At 66.4% G+C, this 17,607-nt stretch carries 19 protein-coding genes; 18 read left to right on the forward strand and 1 reads right to left on the reverse strand.

Features of this window, described 5'->3' with window-relative positions; translation table 11 throughout:
• The first annotated feature begins 741 nt into the window (after positions 1–741).
• The 10 genes from P6897_RS16195 to P6897_RS16240 all read left to right on the forward strand — a co-directional run bounded on the left by P6897_RS16195 (position 742) and on the right by P6897_RS16240 (position 8,730).
• Positions 742–1,176 carry a hypothetical protein gene (locus P6897_RS16195; RefSeq protein ID WP_269268784.1) on the forward strand — a complete coding sequence of 145 codons (435 nt, stop codon included), beginning with the start codon at positions 742–744 and terminating at the stop codon, positions 1,174–1,176.
• Positions 1,177–1,665: 489 nt separating this feature from the next.
• The gene (locus tag P6897_RS16200; RefSeq protein WP_282502685.1) at positions 1,666–2,136 is read left to right on the forward strand and encodes a hypothetical protein; all 471 of its coding nucleotides are present in this window, start codon (positions 1,666–1,668) and stop codon (positions 2,134–2,136) included.
• Positions 2,136–4,085, forward strand: a complete 1,950-nt coding sequence (locus P6897_RS16205; RefSeq protein WP_269268786.1) for a hypothetical protein — start codon at positions 2,136–2,138, stop codon at positions 4,083–4,085. The genes P6897_RS16200 and P6897_RS16205 overlap by 1 nt, the downstream gene beginning before the upstream one ends.
• Before the next feature lie 286 nt (positions 4,086–4,371).
• Positions 4,372–4,635, forward strand: a complete 264-nt coding sequence (locus P6897_RS16210) for a glutaredoxin domain-containing protein (protein ID WP_269268787.1) — start codon at positions 4,372–4,374, stop codon at positions 4,633–4,635.
• Positions 4,632–5,267, forward strand: coding sequence for a hypothetical protein (locus P6897_RS16215; RefSeq protein WP_269268788.1), 636 nt, complete (start codon positions 4,632–4,634; stop codon positions 5,265–5,267). The genes P6897_RS16210 and P6897_RS16215 overlap by 4 nt, the downstream gene beginning before the upstream one ends.
• 41 nt (positions 5,268–5,308) lie before the next feature.
• Positions 5,309–5,518: a type II toxin-antitoxin system HicA family toxin gene (locus P6897_RS16220; RefSeq protein ID WP_269268789.1), complete on the forward strand. Its 210-nt coding sequence runs from the start codon at positions 5,309–5,311 to the stop codon at positions 5,516–5,518.
• 13 nt (positions 5,519–5,531) lie between these two features.
• Positions 5,532–5,966: a hypothetical protein gene (locus P6897_RS16225; protein ID WP_269268790.1), complete on the forward strand. Its 435-nt coding sequence runs from the start codon at positions 5,532–5,534 to the stop codon at positions 5,964–5,966.
• Between the two features lie 131 nt (positions 5,967–6,097).
• Positions 6,098–6,859 carry a ParA family protein gene (locus P6897_RS16230; RefSeq protein ID WP_282502687.1) on the forward strand — a complete coding sequence of 254 codons (762 nt, stop codon included), beginning with the start codon at positions 6,098–6,100 and terminating at the stop codon, positions 6,857–6,859.
• Positions 6,856–7,245, forward strand: coding sequence for a hypothetical protein (locus P6897_RS16235; protein WP_269268792.1), 390 nt, complete (start codon positions 6,856–6,858; stop codon positions 7,243–7,245). Before P6897_RS16230 ends, P6897_RS16235 begins: the two co-directional genes overlap by 4 nt.
• Before the next feature lie 258 nt (positions 7,246–7,503).
• Positions 7,504–8,730 (forward strand): hypothetical protein, encoded by a 1,227-nt coding sequence (locus P6897_RS16240; protein WP_282502688.1) that lies wholly within the window; start codon positions 7,504–7,506, stop codon positions 8,728–8,730.
• Positions 8,731–9,286: 556 nt separating this feature from the next.
• Here P6897_RS16240 and P6897_RS16245 read toward each other — a convergent pair.
• A complete protein-coding gene (locus P6897_RS16245) occupies positions 9,287–9,604 on the reverse strand; it encodes a hypothetical protein (RefSeq protein ID WP_269268733.1) in 318 nt (105 codons plus the stop codon).
• 158 nt (positions 9,605–9,762) lie between these two features.
• On the opposite strand from P6897_RS16245, the gene P6897_RS16250 reads away from it, so the two are divergent.
• The 8 genes from P6897_RS16250 to P6897_RS16285 are packed head-to-tail and all read left to right on the forward strand — an operon-like array spanning position 9,763 to position 17,605.
• Complete coding sequence (locus P6897_RS16250; protein ID WP_282502689.1) at positions 9,763–10,962, forward strand: hypothetical protein; 1,200 nt, start codon at positions 9,763–9,765, stop codon at positions 10,960–10,962.
• A 1-nt stretch (position 10,963) separates the two neighbouring features.
• Positions 10,964–11,242 carry a hypothetical protein gene (locus P6897_RS16255; RefSeq protein WP_269268735.1) on the forward strand — a complete coding sequence of 93 codons (279 nt, stop codon included), beginning with the start codon at positions 10,964–10,966 and terminating at the stop codon, positions 11,240–11,242.
• Positions 11,243–11,244: 2 nt separating this feature from the next.
• Complete coding sequence (locus P6897_RS16260) at positions 11,245–11,925, forward strand: hypothetical protein (protein ID WP_269268736.1); 681 nt, start codon at positions 11,245–11,247, stop codon at positions 11,923–11,925.
• Positions 11,925–13,181 carry a hypothetical protein gene (locus P6897_RS16265; protein WP_269268737.1) on the forward strand — a complete coding sequence of 419 codons (1,257 nt, stop codon included), beginning with the start codon at positions 11,925–11,927 and terminating at the stop codon, positions 13,179–13,181. Before P6897_RS16260 ends, P6897_RS16265 begins: the two co-directional genes overlap by 1 nt.
• The gene (locus P6897_RS16270; RefSeq protein ID WP_269268738.1) at positions 13,178–14,851 is read left to right on the forward strand and encodes an SCO6880 family protein; all 1,674 of its coding nucleotides are present in this window, start codon (positions 13,178–13,180) and stop codon (positions 14,849–14,851) included. The genes P6897_RS16265 and P6897_RS16270 overlap by 4 nt, the downstream gene beginning before the upstream one ends.
• Positions 14,848–16,329, forward strand: a complete 1,482-nt coding sequence (locus tag P6897_RS16275) for an ATP/GTP-binding protein (RefSeq protein ID WP_269268739.1) — start codon at positions 14,848–14,850, stop codon at positions 16,327–16,329. Before P6897_RS16270 ends, P6897_RS16275 begins: the two co-directional genes overlap by 4 nt.
• Positions 16,326–17,309, forward strand: coding sequence for a M23 family metallopeptidase (locus tag P6897_RS16280; protein ID WP_269268740.1), 984 nt, complete (start codon positions 16,326–16,328; stop codon positions 17,307–17,309). The genes P6897_RS16275 and P6897_RS16280 overlap by 4 nt, the downstream gene beginning before the upstream one ends.
• Positions 17,306–17,605 carry a hypothetical protein gene (locus tag P6897_RS16285; protein WP_269268741.1) on the forward strand — a complete coding sequence of 100 codons (300 nt, stop codon included), beginning with the start codon at positions 17,306–17,308 and terminating at the stop codon, positions 17,603–17,605. The genes P6897_RS16280 and P6897_RS16285 overlap by 4 nt, the downstream gene beginning before the upstream one ends.
• Positions 17,606–17,607: the final 2 nt, after the last annotated feature.

Below are 17,607 nucleotides of genomic sequence, written 5' to 3' on the forward strand. Positions count from 1 at the left end.
GGCAGGCCCTTGGCGTACCCGGACGGGAGTACCGAACGGATGGTTCACATGGTAGCCGTTGCTGCCCCTTTTGCAAGTACTGACGCACCTGACGTTGGCGAGTCGCACTCGCCCCGCTCGTCGTGGGCGCTGCCGGCGCCCACAGGGGCATACGGGCCGCTGCGGGCTTGGGTATCGGGTAACGCGTGGTTTGACGCCGTGATGGACGCTCTGGCCACGCCCGAGGGGGAGGCGCTGCGGCGTGCCGCTCGGGTGGCTGCGGGCACGCTGCTGCGGGTGGCGTACGACGATCGCATGTCGGCTGATCGGTCGACGGGCCGGGACGTCGCGACGGCTCACGAGACGGTCGCAGAGCGGCTGGGTATGAGCGCCAAGACGGTGCAGAGGGCGCGGCTGCTGCTGGAGGCGATGGGGCTCGCGGTGACGGTTGTGGGAGGCCGGTATCTGACGAACGAGGAGCGTGAGCAGGCCCGGCGCGCTCATGGTGGCGACCAAGTGCGCGCCGCGTCGACGCGGGCGCTGGTGATGCCCTCCACTCCCCCGTCTTCGCGCTCGGCGTCGAGGCCGGTGAAACCCGAATCTGTGGAGAATGTCCACCTACCTGTCTCTCCGTCAGGAGAGCAGGTAAGTCACCTTCCTGAATCATCACCAACGCGCATAATGCGCGCTAGGAAAGGCACCGCTCCGCGGCGCCCAGCAATGACGAGAAGGACGACCGAGGCGGCGCCTCGGAGCTTGGCAGTGCAGCAGCTCGCGGCTCGTCTCGTGCAGCGGATGCCGTGGCTCGGAGAGCAGCAGCACATCGGCCGGCTGTGCCGTCTCGTCGATCGGTTGGAGCTGATCGAGCGAGGCTGGACCGCGCAGCAGATCGTCGATCAAATCGAGCGGCACAGCCGCTCGGCGGGGCTGCAAGTGGCTCCGAGAGGCGCCCAGCGGAACCCGCTGGGGTACTTTGCCTGGCTCGTGAATAGAGCTATCTCCTCGGACGAGCTGGCCCCGTTTGAGCAGGTCGCTCGGGAGCGTCAGCAGCGGATCGCGGCCGCTCAGGAACGAGCTGCCGCGGAGCAGGCGCGCCGCCAGCAGATCGCTGCTGAGGCGGCCGCGATCGACGCCGTGATCGCGGCGATGCGTCAGCAGTTCCCGAAGCGAACGAGAACCACACGCCTATTCGTCTGAGTATTCACTCAGCGCGAATAGGCAAACGAACCGAATTGGTTCGTTTGCCCTTGTCCTGCCGTCCCCGCCGCGCTTTGCGCTTGCCAACCACCGGCCCTCAGCAGATACTCTGTTCGGGACGGTGGTTGGCAAGTTCTGGCGGGGACGGCAGGACAAGGGCAGTTCCAAAGATGGAAGGGATTGTGTGGTGGTGAAGGTGGGTGTGCGGTGCAGATAACGGCTCGGGATGAGCGGCTGTTCGAGTGGCTGCGAGAGGTGCGGCTGGCAGATGCGGAAGCGCTGCGGTGGGCTCTGGCTGCTGCTGATGGACGGAGCGAGCCGGTGACTGCGCGGCGGGCTCAGCAGTGGATCGCGCGCGGCGTCGAGGCCGGCGTGATCGAGAAGGCTCGGCCGATCTTTCGCGATGGTTCGGTCGTCTGGCTCTCTCACGCGATGTCGGGTCGAGCTGCACCGAACCTGTTCCGTGCGACGACCCGTCACGAGGTCGCGGTGGCCGCGATCTCGGCACGCTTCATGGCTGCCGGCTATGCGTGGAGCCGGGACCGCCAACCAGCATCGACGAGGGAACACGCGGCGGACGGAATTGCCCGCCGCGGGGAGCGCGTCGAACGGGTCGAAGTGGAGCTGACAGCGAAGACGCTGGCGCGGTACCAGAGCATCCTTCTCGGTCATACGCGGTGGCTCACTGAGGGTGTCGAGCGGGTCGTGTACGTCGGCACGTCAGCAGCGATGCGGGCCGTCTCCCGGGAGGCGGACAAGTGGGTTCACCCGGCGGTCCGCGACCGCCTGGTAACCGTGGCCGCGCTCGACGAGCGGGGCCACATCATGGAAGATCTCGATGCCCTCTGGGCATCGTCGAACACCGCCCCGCCCCTCGGTCGGGGCATCGAGGACGAAGCCGCAGAGGCGCCGCCGGCACTGCCGGCGCCGACCCTGCCGGTATGGGGAGGTCGCGACTGATGAGCCAGCAGAATGCCCAACAACCGCAGTCCACAGACGCGCTGACCGAGGCGCTGTTCGCCATTATCAAGATCGGCCTGGGGGCCGTTCTGGTGTTGGTCTTCCTTCCCCTCGCCGTGCCTCTCCTCGCTGTTGCGGTAACGGGTAACCGGGTAGCTAAGCGTCATTGGTTCTGGGTCACTCACCGCTGGCACCCGTGGGTGAACGCTGCGGCGATCGTGATCGTCGCAGCCGCTTTGACGTGGGAAGGAATCGCCCTGACGGGCTGGATCGTCAGCGGCGACGCTCGCGCCTTCGTGCAGACCGAGGGATGGCCGGCTGCCCTGCTCGGGCAGTGGTGGCCGATCCTGCTGGTGAACCTGCTGCTGGGCGCGCTGCTGCTGCCGGTCGCGTGGGCCTGGCGCCGTCGCCAGCTCGCGGAGCTGGTGCGTGCACGCAAGATCCCCGATGTGCTCACCCAGGAGCACATCGAGAGCGCCCGCAAGCGGGCGGCCGATATCGTCACCGCCCGCAAGCTCGGTCTGAGGCTGGACTCACACACGGGAGCGCTGACGGCGCTGCCCGGTGGGACCACGATCGTCGCCCCGCATCCCGTGCCGTCGACGCGACCGCGCAACGGCGGTGGCCGGGAGAAGGTGACCTTGCAGGGCATCGGGATGATCGAACGCCCCACCATCCGCACCTTCGGTGACCGGATGCAGGACACCCGCCGCGTTCCCGACTGGACCGACCCCGCCGGTCGCTACGTGGTGCTGCCTGAGAGTGCCGGCGCTCAGCGGGTGCTGCTGTTCGCGGAGAGCGGTTCGGGTAAGTCCGTGCTGCTGCACGATGCGATCCTGGCCGTGCTCGAGGTGGGGTGGCCGGTGTTCTTCATCGATGCGAAGGGCGACCCGGACGATGCCGAGAAGCTCGCCGCCGTCGCGGCGTCTCGTGGGCACTCCGTGCTCGTCGGTGAACCGTGGAATCTGTTCACCGGGACCGCGGCCGAGATCACCACGAAGCTGATGCGCACCCTTCCTCAGTCCTCGGGCGATGGCCAGTTCTACAACGACGAGGTGGAATCGGTGCTTAACGCGATTCAGAGCCTCCGCCCGCTCACGGGCATGCGCGACCTGTTCACCCGGCTCAGCAGCATCACGCCCGAGGACGTGCGCGACGGGGTTCAGTTCGCGATGCTCACCGCACCCGTCGACAAGCAGGGCACGCCCCGCGTGTTCCGGGTGCGGGACCGGCTGCTGCTGGCCCTCGGCCCGCTGGAGCCGCACCTGGCGGCGTCGGGGTGGAGCTTCGAGAACCGCACCGCGGATCTCACCATCGTTCCCCTCGCCCCCTCCGACCGAGCCCAGGCCACCGTGGGCGACCTGATGCTCGTCGACCTCCGCCGTTACATGAGCGCAAGGCTCGCCCGCAGAGACAAGACACCCGCGGTGGTCTTCGTCGACGAGTTCGCCCAGCTCGTCACTGACGACAGCGACCCCGGCGACATCGCCGCATCGATGTTCGAAACTGCCCGGTCGGCAGGCCTCGGGCTGTGGCTTGCCGCCCAGTCCGTCGCCGGCGTCTCGCAGGACGAGACACGGCGACGTCGCGCGCTCGCAAGCGGTGCCGCGCTGATCGTGGGTCGCTCAAAAGACCCCGAGGACATTGTGACCTTCGCCGGTACGGCGATGCGGCTCGAATCGTCGGGCGCGGCGACCGGTGAGGAGCTGCGATCGGCGCGAGCTCAACACACCTACGTCATCCCACCCGATGACGTACGCCGCGCGGCCGTAGGGCAGTTCTGGATCGTCCAGGGCGGCGCGATCGCACCGTTCCGGGCGCTCCCCTCCCCCACGATCCCTGCCGGCGCTCAGGCGGCGCCGGCAGCGAGTGAGCCGGAGCCCGCGGCCCCGGCCGAAGATGTGCCAGCCGAAGATGCGCCGGCAGAAACCGGCGGCTCGCAAACCTGAGCCAGCGCCCGGGGCGCTGGGCGGGCTTCGCCCGTAGACGACGGCCGCGATGCGGCCGCAGCCCAGCGCCCTCCGGGCGCACCTTTTTCTGCCGTGAAGCCTTCGGCAGCATACGGTCGGCCAGCCTGAGCGCAAGCGACTCCCCCGAGATTTTCGGCACGCGGTCGCTGCGCTCCCTTATTTCGCGCCGAAATTCTCTCCTCCGCTGCTTGCGCTCAGGCCGTCCTCCCTAGCGGCGACAAGTCGCCTTCACGGCAAAAAAACGTGAAGGGGAGGAGAGAAGATCATGGGCGCAACAACCACAGGCCGGGTCACGGTGTTCAGCCGTGAGGGATGCGTGCAGTGCAACGCCACATATCGGGCCCTCGACGGTCACGGCGTCGACTACCGGATCGTTGACGTCGACGAGCTGCGCGAGGGCGCGGCCGAGGAGCTGCGAGCCCTCGGGTTCACCCGCCTCCCCGTGGTGAAAGTCCCCGGCACTTCGGCATGGTCCGGGTTCCGTCCCGACCTCATCGCAGAGATCGACCCCGAGGCGGTGAACGCATGAGCGCCACCGTCGCCGCTCCCCTGGTCGCCGCAATCGAGCAGGCGTGGGCCGATATCCGCAAGCGTCACCCCGAGGTTCCCGAGGTCGTCGTCACGATCGGCAGCGGGAGCGAGGCAAAGGGGATGAAGCTCGGACACTTCGCCGCAGCGCGATGGGTGCGCGGAGAGGACGAGCTGCACGAGCTGTTCGTCGGCGGTGAGGGCCTGGCCGGGGGCGCCGCGTCCGTCCTCGCGACGCTGCTGCACGAGGCCGCACACGCGGCCGCACAGTCCCGCGGCATCCAGGACACCAGCCGTCAGGGCCGCTACCACAACCAGCGATTCAAGAGCATTGCCGAAGGCCTCGGGCTCACCATCGAGCACGATCAGAGCATCGGGTGGAGCGTGACGACACTCCCCCGTCACACCGAAGCCGAGTACGCCGAGACGATCGCGACGCTGCACACCGCGATCACCGCTCACCGCCGCGCCGAAGCGATCGCCACCGGCGGAGGACGGAAGAGCAACAACAACGGCGCCGCCGTCGTCTGCGGATGCGGGCGGAAGATCCGCGCCTCTCTCAGCGTCATCGAGGCAGGCCCCATCATCTGCGGCATCTGCGGCACCGCGTTCGAATCCGAAGAAAATAGCTAGTCCCCCTTGCATTGCAGTGCTAGGGGGACTAGCATAGTCTTATGACCAAGCGACAGAAGCACCGGGACGTAGCGAAGTTCCTGCGCTCAAAGGGCTGGGAGCACGTGCGAACCAAAGGCAGTCACGAGACGTGGAAATCGTCAGACGGCGCCATGACGCTGGTGATCGCCGCTCACGGCGGCGAGGTGTCCGCGGGCATCGTGCGACAGATTCAGAACGCATTCGACGACACCCCGGCCAACTGGAACTGAAAGGAGCCGACAGATGACCCGACAGCTTGCAGCTCGCGCGTACCGAGACGAAGACGGATGGTGGACGATCGAGATCCCCGAACTCACCAGTCCCTCCCCCGCCGGCGGCACGATCATCGCGACCGGCACCGCGACGACCTTCCGAGGCATCGACAAGGCGGCTCACGAACTCGCAGCGGCGTGGCTCGATGACGACGCGGTAACCGTCGATGTCGACGTCGTGATCCCCGAAGACGTCGCCCAGCTCTGGAAAGACAGCACCGCCGCCGAAGAAGCCGCCCGCGAACAGCAGACCCGCGCAGCCATGCTCCGCCGTGACGCCGTTCGAGCCCTCCGCGCTCAGGGCTACCCCGCAGAGGCCGCGGCGGCAGCGCTCGGCATCAGCCGCCAACGCATCGACCAGCTCGGCAAGGCTGCGCCCGTGCGGACCAGCGAACTCGCGTCGTAAGCGTCTCAGACGAACCGTCTGAGACAGGGCGGTAGCTAGCTGTCTTTCTAGAAAGCTAGCTAGTCAGATAGGCAGAAAGAAAGCTAGCTGGAACGTTAGCTAGAAGGTAGGATGGAAGCATGCAAATCGTGATGGTCTACAGCGAGGCGGGCGGAGTCAGTAAGACGACCGCGGCGGTATCGGTGGCGATGACCTCGGCCGAAGCCGGGCATCGCACGGTGCTTATCGACCTCGACCCACGTGCGGCATCGACGAAGTGGACGCGCACTGAGCCGGTGGGGGAGGGGCTGCACGTTGGCGCGATCCTCGGGGCCAAGGAAGAGCCCACTGGTTGGGCGCAGGATCTCGCCGTGCCGAGCCGTTGGCATGAGCTGTTGCGCGTGATCCCCTCCGCTCGTGACCTCAGCAACCGCGAGAGCGAGCGCGACGACTACGCCGAGCTGCGGCTCAAGGCGTCGCTGGTCGACCTCGACGCCGACGTTGTGGTGATCGACTGCGCGAACCGTCAGGGCGGTCCTCTGACGCTGTCTGCTCTGCACGCCTCGGATCGGGTGCTGTACGCCGCTACGGCGTCCGATTCGGGCATCGATGGGGTGACCGGTGCGAAGCGCACCGTGGAGGCGTTCAGGCGCAGCATGGCGCGCCTGGGAGCGGCAACCGGGATCGAAGAAGCCGGAGTCACGATGACCCGCGACGGCACGGGCTTCTTGTCCTACGCCGAACAGGACGCGATCGACCAGGTGCGCGAGCTCGCGCCGATTATCGAGCCGATCGTCCCGCACCTGGCGATCGTTCCCGAGGTCCGCATGGCGGGGGAGTGGTACGGCGCGTACCGCAAGGGAACGCCGGTGCGAGAGGCATACAGCGAAGTGATGCGAAAGGTGATCCGATGACCGCGAACCAGCCCGACCGGCCCGCCCGTTCCCGCCCACGTCCCGCTCCCGACGCCGGGGTTGACCCGATCGATTACAAACCCAGCCCCGCACCGACGCCGGCGCCGGCAACCGTGTCCAAAAGCCCTGTCGAGGGCAAGGGCGCCGAGGCGCCCGCGGCAGCCCCGTCGCCTGCTCCGACGACGAACACGCGGTTCGCGGCATCGCCCGCGCCGGCCCCCGTGGCTGGGGGTTCGGAAGTGACCGTGCAGCTCGCGACGCGCATCAGCCCCGACGTCGCGGCCGTGCTCGATGCCGCAGTCGCGCGCGAGAAGGCAAGGCGCGGAAGCAAGGCGTCAAAGCGCGTCCTCATCGAAGAAGCGATCCTCGCGCTCTGGAGCCAATAGCCGCAGCGCCCAGCTGACCATCATCCATATGGATGAGATCCATCGGAAAAATTGGGCGGCCTGATCAGCCCGGTGGCGCGGCCACACAGCGACAGGTCTCGCGTTGAGAGCCGCCTTGAATGGCGTGGGGCGGCTTGCGACGTAACGCGTGCGGCATGGGGCACAAGGAGTATGTGTCTCGACGGCTGCATGTCATCTCGTATGACCGTGCACCGATCCCAACCTCACCCCAGCGTGAAAGAAGATGCGGAGCGATCGATGAAGAAGTCCCGACTCATGGCAACTGGAGCAACCGCAGCGGTTTTGGCTCTCGTAGCGACCGCCCCGAGCTATGCCGCCGAACCGGGGGGCGAGGCTACAGGGAGCCCGCCCACCGCTGTCTCTGCTCCCGCCACTGCCCGGGTCGACGTGCCCCTCACTTCTCATCAGCGTCTTCAGGATGTTGTGAGCATGGAGGAGGCTCTCGGCTACCCCGTTTCGGCGTTCCGGTTCGAGAACGATGTGGTGGTCGGTGAGTACTCCCCGAGCTCTGGCGTGGACGTGGAGACGTATCTCGCGGAGTTCAACGATCTCTATGGGACGCAGCCAGAGATATCTCACGTTGTTGTAGAGATGCCGACGGAGCAAGCGAAAAGCCTCTACATGTCTAAGGGGCTCACCGTGAGTCCGCCTCTCAGCTCTACAGCTCGTTCCTCGAGTTACGTTGCCCCGGCTGCCGATCCGGCACGCATCGAGCAGCTGTTCGAATCTCGTCGGGAGCGAGCAGGAATCGATATGGCAGGCGTGGACCAGCAGGCGAGGGGCGCCGCCCGGGCGGCCACGCGTTGGGAGCCCACCTCGGTCGACGTCCAGATCACAAGACCCACCAGCAGCACTGTTCTGTTCGATCAGTACTTGAACTGGTACCCGGGTCAAGCTTCCACAGATGTCATGAACGGCGAGGACGGATGGGAAGCCGAGGTGAACGTGTACACAGATGCGTCGGCTTACCAGGTCAACCAACGTCCTAACTGCTCGGTCGCTGCGGCCAACTACAAAGATCGACCGTTCGCGAAGAACTACGGGTGGAACTGGTCGGTGATGTACGACTCGGGCTTCGGCTTGAACCCGCTGCCCTCGCGTCTCGGCGCATACGCCGACTACAACGATCTCTTCGACGAGTGCAACCGCAACTCGATTGGCATCGGCATCCGGAGCCCGCAAACTCTCGGCGCGTGGCCGAACGGGATGCAAGAGATGCTCATCCTCGTCACCGCGCCCCGTGGACTCGACAACATCGGACGGATCTCGGGGAACATCCAGCCCGTCAACTCCACAGGCTGCCTTCTTCAGCCCTGGCTGTCCAACACCGACTGCATGGGGCTCACGCAGACCGGATACCAGTCGCGCGGCACGCTCGCCTCGTGGCGAAACTGGACGGCACCGACTGTGTGCTGGAACTCTGGGGGCTACGGAGAGATTCCCCCCAGCAAGTACCCGTGCTGACTCCAGTACTTTCTTAGCGGAGGTCCGACTATGAGAAACAAAGGGCACGGGCGGCTCAGAGCCGCCCTCACGGCCGTTTTCTTTGTGGCGGGATCGTTTCTCGTAGTCGGACTTGCTGCGCAGTACCTGGAAACGAGGGTCAGCGCAGAGGCGCAATGTCAACTTGCGCCCCCTGCCAACGTTGCCTTGACAGAGCAGGCGCTGACGTACGCCGAGGCCTCCGCGTGGCCCATCGGGCGGCAGTGCACCTGGCTGCTCGCAGACGGCACTACAGCCACGATTCACTCGAGCTGGACAGTCACATTCCTGACAGTTGGTGCCACCGCCGTCTGCATCTTGCTTGCTGTGTGGGCGGGCTACATTGCACACCGGACACGCGACCGCCTGCTGTGGGGTCTGGCTTCCGTGAGCGTTATCGCCCCCGCCCTGACGTGGATCATCCTTGGCTGGGCTGCTTCCACCTTTCAGTACGGAACAGCCAGTTAGCTGACAGTGCGGACGCTACTCGGGGTTGACACGTACGTGTCAACCCCGAGTGCCATGTCGGCGGGCGTGACTACCTGAGAACCCAGCTCACGAACGCGAGAAGTTCGGTCGTGACTCGTTCCCGATTCGCCTTGTACTGCGGACGCCTGCCGGCACGAGAATGCGCGGGCATGTTCGGGTCTGTCACGTAGCCGCGCTCTTCAAGCTCTGTGAGGGCTTCGACAGTCGTCGTCACCGCAAGGCCGGTGGCCTGTGTGATCTCGGCGCGGGATGCGGACTCGACGCTGAGGAGGTACCGCAGGCAGATCAGGCGCGATTCGTTCTGAATGACCCGATGCGCGTTCAGCGGTTCCCCCGTCAGGTCGGGTATCGGGGTGCGAATCGGCATGGCTTCATTGTGCCAGTAGTGGCATGACCCAGATTGTTAAAGCACTCTCATCCAACATCTCGGGTAACGCGTTACCGTTGATTCGAGGGCGAGTTATCGCCTCCCGCGGGGAGCATGTCATCGCCCGTCGTTAGCATGGTGCACGCAGGGGGTGCGAAGTGACTGAAAAGGTCGAAAATACAAGCTTCGGAGGCGCGTCACGCGCCGAGGGCTACGTCGAGTCGGTCGAGCTGCCGTCATCGCCGCGAGCGGGTGAATCTGTCCCCCAAATGGGGGACAAGACGCATAAAGCGCAAGCTTCACCGACGGACGATCTGCTCGACCGGTTTCGCAACGATGTTGCACCGGCCGAGCCTCCGGCGGTGATCGACGACGTGCCCCTGCCGGATGAAGCGCAGGGCGCGCCGGAGGCTGCCGGCGGCGTCCCGTCGGTAGATCTCCGAATTAACCGTCGCGAACGTGCCGCAGAGGCGCCGTCGCTTGGCTGGCGGGCCGTCGCACGAAACCTGGGTTTCAAGGTGAAGCAGGGCCCCGCGGAACTGGCCGCGGCCGAGCTGGGTAGCGCTCGATCGCTCATCCGACTGTCGCGCTGGCAGCGCAGCGTCGGGATTCTCGTTGCCAATCCCAAAGGCGGCGTCGGGAAGACACCCCTCTCGCTCGCGATCGGTGGCTGCTTTGCTACCACCCGTGGGGGAGGGACAGTTGTTGTCGAGGTCGCAGACGACCCCGGCGCCCTGTCGGTGCGTTCCGAAGGTCGCGCGAACGTCGGCGTTGCCGAGCTGCTGCGCGACCTCGACCAGATCCGCGGCGCCGGCCACCTCGCCGGCTATGTCTCGCAGCAAACCAGCTACGCATCCGTGATCGGCACCGTGGGCGACCGGGAGCCCCTGAGCGGCGAGGACGTCAAGCGGATCACGAGCAAGATCGACGAGTTCTTCCCCGTCCGCGTCATGGACACCGGTAACCAGCCCAGCTCGAGCGCGTTCCACGGGGCACTCGATGTCACCGACGTTCTCGTGATCCCCGTGCTGGATGCTCTCGACGCCCTGCAAGGCGCTATGCAGCTCCTCCGGCACCTCCACCAGGGCGGCGGCCACGCCGCGCATCTGGCACGAAACGCGATCGTCGTCCGTACCCACGACGGCCGGCCCGAGGATGCCGAGGTCAGCGCTTACGCAGACGAGCTGATCGAGAAGGCCGGCATCCGAGCGGTCTACCACCTGCCGATGGATCACCACATCGCTGAGCGCACGACGCTCGTCTACGGCCAGCTCGCGCCTGCCACGAAGGACGCAATCACCCGACTGACAGCCGGCGTGGTCGAGCAACTCAACACCGAACTACGAAAGGCGCAGTGACATGCAGAATCCGCTTGACGGGATCATCCCCGACTTCACGATCTTTGGAGCGCAGTTCACTGAGCTGTGGCAGAAGATCCTCGCCGGTGTCTGGGCGATCGCAATCGTCATCAGCATCGTTTTCCTCATCCAAGCGATCGTGAAGGTTGGCCAGAACGGCGAGAGCAACCCCGCCGCCGTCGCAGAGGGCAAAAAGCAGGTGCTGTGGGCCAGCATCTCCCTCGGCGTCTTGGTCGCCCTCGCCGTCGTTGTTGGCGCCATCATCGCGATCTTCGCCTGACCATGAGCACGCCGACGACAGCACCGCGCCGCCGCTGGGTATGGGTCGCGGTCATCGCGGCCGCCGCGATTCTCGTCGCCGGCGGCATCGGGCTCGGCGTATTCCTCGGCAGCCGCGGGGACAACACCGCGGCGCCCGAGCCGCCCGCTCAGCCCACAACCCCACAAACCCCGTCGACGTCCGCCACGACCTCCCCCCCTGCCGTGGCGGGCGTCGACGGCTGCCTCGGAGGCGACTCCCGTGGACCGCAGGCCGTGCTCGACGCGCAGGCCGCGGCACCGCAAACCCCCGAAGGCGCCGTCTCGTTCGCGATCGCGTTTACGCGGTGGATCGGGCAGAAGCCGGTCGTACCCGCCGAAGAGGTTGCGCTCATCGACGGTGTGGCGTCTGTCGCGCCGAACCTCGCGCAGTCGGCTGCATCTGCCGAGAAGGTCGATGCGTCGCAGTTCTACCTCACCAGCCTGAACGGCTACTACCGGGTGGACAGCTTCACGGATCAGCGAGTGGATCTCACGCTGATGCTGCCGCTGGTGCTTCAGGGGGCGATCGATCCGACGCTCAACTTCATGCCTTCCTATGGCGTCGTTTGGACCGATAACGGGTGGGCGATCGAAGACGGTGAGTTCAAGGACGATGCGAACACACTTCGCACCACAGGAACGGTCATCCCGGAGGGCTGCTGATGCACCGCATCGACCTTTGGGGTGACTTCACCGACGGTGTGTCCGGTGCTGTCGACGCCGTGGGCGGGGTCGTCAACTTCTGGTCCGATCCGTTCGGGAACATGTACAAGTCGGGCCGCGACGCGACGATCAGCCTCAGCCGGGACGTCATTCCGGCGATCACCGAGTCGACTCTCCCGGATCTCACGTTGCAGTCGTTCCTAAGCACCTACGCCGTGTCGTTCGCGCTCGCGTTGATGCTCGCCGTTCTGTTGCTGTTCCCGCAGTTCGTGCGCGTCGCGAAGGGCGACCAGAGCGGGCAGGAGCTTTTCGAGGCGATCGGGCTGTACTTCCCCGGTTTCATCATGGGCGCGATGTTCGGCCCTCTCATTGGGCTGTCGATCATCGAGCTGCTGCGACTGCTGACCCGCAGCATCATCGATTGGGCCTATGGCGGATCGATCGAGCAGATGGTTGAGACGTTCTCGACCATCGCCCCGGATGACCCCGCGAAGATGACCGGCGCGGCCGTCGTGGGCATGATCGTCATCTGGGCGATGACGCTGGGCATGCTCATCATCCCGTTCATCTTCATCTTCCAGCTCGTCGTCCAGTACTTCACCGGCGCGCTCATCCCCATCGCTATTGCATGGATGGTCGACCCGCGTCGCCGTGCTGCCGCGTCGCGAGCCGTTGGCCTGTGGGTCGGGATGCTCCTTGTGCAGCCTCTGCTCTTCCTCGCACTCGGATTCGCGTTCCGGTTGCCGATCGACTCGGTGGCCGCATGGGGTAACGACGGGTTCAAGAACCTCGCCCGCGTCATCATCGCCGTCATGGCGATCGTGCTGGCCGTCTTCCTGCCGTTCGTGCTGATCACGTGGGCTCGGAAGAGCATTGCCGCGGCGCCGACGTCGGATTCGACGCCGACGACACCGATCGGGCCGACGTCGCCCGGCCGGTCGCACCGCGCTCCCAGCCGTGAGGCGCCCGCAGCGCCCACGCGTCAGACCGTTCGCACATCTGCGCGGCCGAGCGACGCTGCGGGCTCCATTGCCCCCAAGCTCGGCGCCCAGAACGCGGGGAAGGTACGCGCGAAGCAGCCCACCGGCGCCGGCACGCCCGCCCTGGCAAGTGCGGGCACCAAGGCGTCGACGGCATTTAACGCGGGGACCGCCGTGGCCGCGAAGGGTGCGCAGACCGTCGCGAGGAAGGCAAGCGAGACAGCACACGAATCCGTCACACCCCCGCCCGTTCAAGGTAAGGAGCGCCCGCAGTGAGCGAGTCACAGTACGAGTCCGAGCGCGGCATCTACATCCTCGGCGGCGAGGGCCGCCACCGCGGATTCTGGGGCACTCAGAGCAAGTCCCGGGGATGGGGCACGGTGGCGATTATCGGTGTCGGCATGGTCTTCACGCCGGCCCTCGGGTGGGTCGCGATCGTCTCCGCTTTGGTGGGCGTGACGGTCCTCGTCATCCTCACGAGCGGCACCCATAACGGGAGCATCATCGAACGTCGGCGCCGCTCGCGGCGGCACCAGCTCGCCCAGCGCACGCACGCGGATGAGTTCATCCCGTACGACGCCGATCGTGCGGCGCTGCTGACCACCGCGCTTGAGCAGACGAACAAGACCAAGGACAAGGCTGACCGGGCCGGCCGCATCGAATGGGCGCGTGAGCTGAACGCGATGCGAGCCAACCCGGACGGCTGCGACGGTATGGGCTGGTTGCAGTCCGGCCGTGGCGTCCCCGGGATCGCCTGGCACGGCCCGACCGGGGAAGAGCCCTACCTGAGTGTCGCGTTCTCGGTGAGTGGCCAGCTGCGCGGCATGGAGTCGTCCGAGAACGTCGTACGCGGCGCCGAAGCGTTCGGAGCCTTCCAGGCCAGTAAGGCCGCTCCGGGCTCGCTGATGCGCATGATGCAGTCGGTCACCCGGGTTCTGCCGGCAGACACCGCGCTGCAGGAGTTCTGGGTGCTCAACAACATCGACGAGGACGCGCCCGATTGGGCGAAGAAGTCCTACGAAGAGGTGCTGATCGAGTCGTCTCGTGGAGCCATGGTGCAGCGCCACTACGTCGTGGGCCGCTGGCCCGTGAACGCTCGGTTCGTCGAGCAGGCACGCAAGTACGGCACCGGTCGTGACGGGTGGCGCAAGCTCATGGCAGCCGAGATCGAGTCGTTCCGCCGCGGGCTGCTCGACTCCCGCCACTCATGGGCGGAACCGCTCACCGCCCGCGGAACGGCGGCGGTGATCCGCCACATGCAGAACCCCTCACGGCCCCTCGACCTGGTGCGCGACATGGAACCCACGAGCACCGGAGAACGAGCCCGGGGCGGGGAGTACTCCGCTCACGTCGTAGAGGGCATCGACCCGGAATCGGGCGAGCACGTTGAGTGGTGGCACCGCACCGCGGTGATCCGCGCGGAATCGCTCACCGTCGCGCAGCGGCGCCCGCTGTGGCTGCTCGAGCTGCTGGTCGGCCGCGAGCTGGACATGATCCGCACCGTCAGCTTCCACGTCGAGCTGATCCCCGCCGGGGAAGCCCGCCATGCCGCACGTCGTGACCTCGTGTCGGACATGGCCGCGGAGATCTCCGAAACATCGAACGGGAAGATCCCGCTGGACGAGGGCAAGGTGAAGATCCTCGCCGCCCAGCGTCGACGCAGCGACCTCGCGGAAGGCAGCGGACACCACGGCGCGAACTGGGTCGGTTTCATCACCATCACCACCGACAGCCGCGACCGTCTCGCCTCAGCGAGCCGGGAACTCGCGGAGGTCTGCGCCAACGAAGTCGGCATCCAGCGGTTGGAGTGGCTGGACTCGTACCAGGCCGCAGCAAGCGGCACGACCTGGCCCATCGCGCGCGGGCTGCGCCCGCACGTACCCACCTTCGGTGCACGCGCTATGCGCGTCATCGCGGGCGGGGGAGACAAGGAGGCGATCGCGTGAGCGAGAGCACGACGCCCCGCCGGTCGCGGCGGAGCAAGAAGCAGTCCGACGTTGCCGTTGCGGAGATCCCCGCTGACGTCGAGGAGACGCACGGCGAGGTCTCGCCCTATGAGCTGCCCGGGCGTAACCGGCGTGCGAACACTCGAAAGGCGGGACGTGGGTACTACGCGCCGGTATTCGAGGGAGCCCCCTCGACGACCCGGCAGACCTCCGTGCTGAACACTGCGCTCATCGGCCCGGTGACGGGAACCGCCGGCGTCGCGAACGGTCGCGACATGCTCTCGCACACCCTCATCGCCCATGATCCGATCACCGCGTACAACTCGAACCCCCGCCTGATCTCCTCCCCGAACACCGTGGTCGCCGGCGGTGTCGGAGGAGGCAAATCGTCGTTCGTGAAGACGGTTTACGTGATCCGGCCGCTGCTGATCCGGCGCCGGCGCGCGGTGATCTTTGACAAGAAGAACCGCGGCGGCGAAGGCGAGTACGCGGAGCTGGTGCGTGAGTGGGGGACTGGTGAACCGATCCGGTTCACCACGGACGGTTCCGGGTCGCGGCTGAACCTGCTCGACCCGCTCATCGTCAACCAGATCGGCTCAGCCGGCACCTACCGGCTGCTGCACGCGATCCTCCGTATCGCTCGTGACGGTGAGCGCATCGACGAGTGGGAGGAGAAGGCGGCACGCTCGGCCCTCACCCGGGCTCTCGTGCAGTTCGAGGACGCGCGGCGCGTACCCACCATGAGCGATCTGCTGCCGCTGCTGGGCGACGTCGATGCCGAGGAGCTGAACGGCAGCGAGCAAGCACGCGACCGGCTGCATCAGGCCGGCCTTGGGGTCCGGTTCACCCTCGAAGGGCTGTTGGAGGAGTACGGCGGCCTGCTCGACGGCGACACCAGCAAAGAGGTGGCGCTGACCGGCAAGCTGACGAGCTTCGATATCTCTCAGCTCCCCGGTGAGGGTCCGTCCTCGCACGTGGTCCGCGCGATCGGCAACCAGTGGATGCTGGGCCGGCTTCGTGCCGATCCGGGCTGGCAGACGACCTGCATCAACGAGGAAGGGTGGGACATGGTTCAAGGCCCCACCGCGCACCTGCTGAAGTCGAACCAGAAGCTCTCTCGTGGCCTCGGCCTGAGCAACGTGTTCGTGTTCCACAAGGGCGCCGATATCCCCGTCGATTCCCCCGGCCGCACTGTCATCAGCGAAGCCCAGAGCATCTACATCTTCCGGCAGGACCGCCAGGAAGATGCCAACTGGGCGGTGCAGACGTTCGGGTTCGACCCGTCGACCGCTGAGACGTTGCAGAACCTTGCCCCCGGACACTTCGTCTTCAAGTACGGCAGCGTTCCCGAGACGCACGTGCAGCACGTGCGCTCATCGATCGAGATCGGGTTGACCGACACCGACGAGGGCATGCGAGGCGACGGCCAGGCTGAAACCGCCGAGGAGACGCGAGGGGACGGCCAGGCTGACGCATGAAGATCAAGCTGGTTGCGATCGTCGCGGTGGTTGGGTTCGTCCTGACCTTCGGGGTGGCGTTCATCCTCGCATCGGTGCAGCGCGCCGATGCCGCCGACATGTGTATGGCCGACACCGGCTCACTGCCGGCCGAGGTCAACGGCTATAAGCGTGACCAGCTCACCAACGCCGCGGCGATCGTCCGCGCCGGCATGGATCTCGGCATCGACCAGCACGGCCAGATCCTCGCGGTGATGACCGCGATGGGGGAGTCGTCACTGCGGAACGTCACCTATGGAGACTGGGAGACGTCGGGGGTGACGAACCCGGACGGGTCGCGTACGACGTCGATCGGACTGTTCCAGCAGCAGGATTCGTGGGGCACCGTCCAGGAGCGAATGGACCCCTCCCGCTCGGCCGCACTGTTCTACGGCCGGCTGACGAGCGTGGACGGGTGGCAGACGATGCCCGCGACCCTCGCGATCCACGCCGTGCAGGTCAACGACAACCCCCAGCACTACGCCCCGTTCGAGGCTGACGCGAAAGCGATCGTTACGGCGTTGACCACGGCGTGCAGCGCAGGCACGGGGGAGTGGGTCGTTCCCGCCCGGGGGAAGATGACCGACCGATTCGGCTCGTGCGAGATCAACCGCCCGGGCGATAGCTGCCACAAGGGGACCGACTTGGCCACCGGGTCATGCGGGAGCCCGATCTGGGCCGCTGGCAGCGGCACCGTGACCTTCGCCGGCGTGCAGCCCTACCGCGGAAACGTCGTGTGGATCGACCACGGCAACGGCATCGAGTCCGGCTACTTCCATATGGAAGACGGCAGCCTGCGGGTGGCCAAGGGCGATCAGATCGCCGCGGGAACACAGATCGGCACGATGGGCGAGACAGGGTTCTCGTTCGGGTGCCACCTCCACTTTGAGATCCACCACAGCGGCAAGCCGATCAATCCCGAGCCGTTCATGCAAAACGCCGGCGCACCGCTGCCGGGGTGACCGCCAAGAAAGGAAACCGCATGTTTCTACCCCTGATCCGCCGCAACAGCGGGAACACGGACCTCATCAACGTCACCCACATTCGCCGCGTGTGGGTAGAGGCAGCTGATGACCTTGACGGCAGCGATGCCGTCGTGAAGAGCACGCTCATTCTGTTCGTTCAGCTCGGAGAGGACGGCACCACTCACCGGTACGTGCCGGTCGACGTCACCGGGAAGGCGTGGCCGGACGCGAACGACAAGGAGCGGGCTCTACTGGGCTTCACGACACGCGCTCATCAGTCGCTGTCCGAGTGACC

This window comes from Microbacterium sp. BDGP8, assembly GCF_029991045.1.
In the GTDB taxonomy this organism is placed as follows: Bacteria; Actinomycetota; Actinomycetes; order Actinomycetales; family Microbacteriaceae; genus Microbacterium; species Microbacterium plantarum.